The organism is Streptomyces sp. AC627_RSS907, from assembly GCF_019049165.1.
This window is the reverse complement of the sequence record NZ_JAGMUE010001222.1, coordinates 1-688: the sequence shown is the minus strand read 5'-3', so window position 1 is coordinate 688 and position 688 is coordinate 1. Positions and strand designations below refer to the sequence as shown.

The window sequence follows — 688 nt, the reverse complement described above, 5'->3', positions numbered from 1 at the left end:
CCGCCCTTGTCCAGCGTGACCTTGAGGCCGGCGAGCTTGCAGGTGGGGGTGGCGGTCGCCGCGGGCGCGCCGCGGTCGCCGGCCTGCTGGCCGACCGCGCCGGCGCTGCTCGCGGTGAGCCCGGCGGTTAACAGGGTCGCGGCCAGGACAGCGCCCCCGGCAACGGCGCGGCCTGAGCGCGCGGCGCGCCGCGGTGCGACGGTCGTGGTGTGGGCGGTGCCCGTGGTGCGAGTGCTGTGCATGATGGGTTGAATCCTCCTCGTACGGTTCCGGCGTTGTGCTCGGGATGTCGGTATGGGCCTGAGTGCTCCCATTCCGTACTAGAAGTGACCCGATGAAGTGGCCAATGGAGGCGTCTCCTTTCAGCCAGGAAAACGGGCCCGGGCTCGCCGACCGCGTACCCCACCGTGCGCCCGGCTTCCGCAGCGCCCTCGGCCGGGCTTTCCGCGCGCCCCGTACGCCCCGTACGCGCCAACGCCGAGCACTCAACTCCCGTACAGTCCTGACCACTTGGGCGCCGTTTGCGCCGCCGTCCGGCAGAGAGTGGGGATGAGTCGAGGTCGGGTGGTGGCCGGTCGTGGGTTCGGCGCGGCGGGCGGGGTGGCGTGCGGTGTGTGGCCCGTATGACGAAACGGCCGCCGAGGCGGCCGTTTCGACCCGCACCGCTGTGAGCGTGGCTGCTCAGCGG

Annotated in this window: 1 protein-coding gene; it reads right to left on the bottom strand. The window is 72.5% G+C overall.

Annotated features, from left to right (window positions below; genetic code table 11):
* Positions 1–242, bottom strand: a 242-nt coding sequence (locus KUM32_RS41170; RefSeq protein ID WP_217146764.1) for a hypothetical protein, incomplete at its 3' end; no start/stop codon positions are given.
* Positions 243–688: the final 446 nt, after the last annotated feature.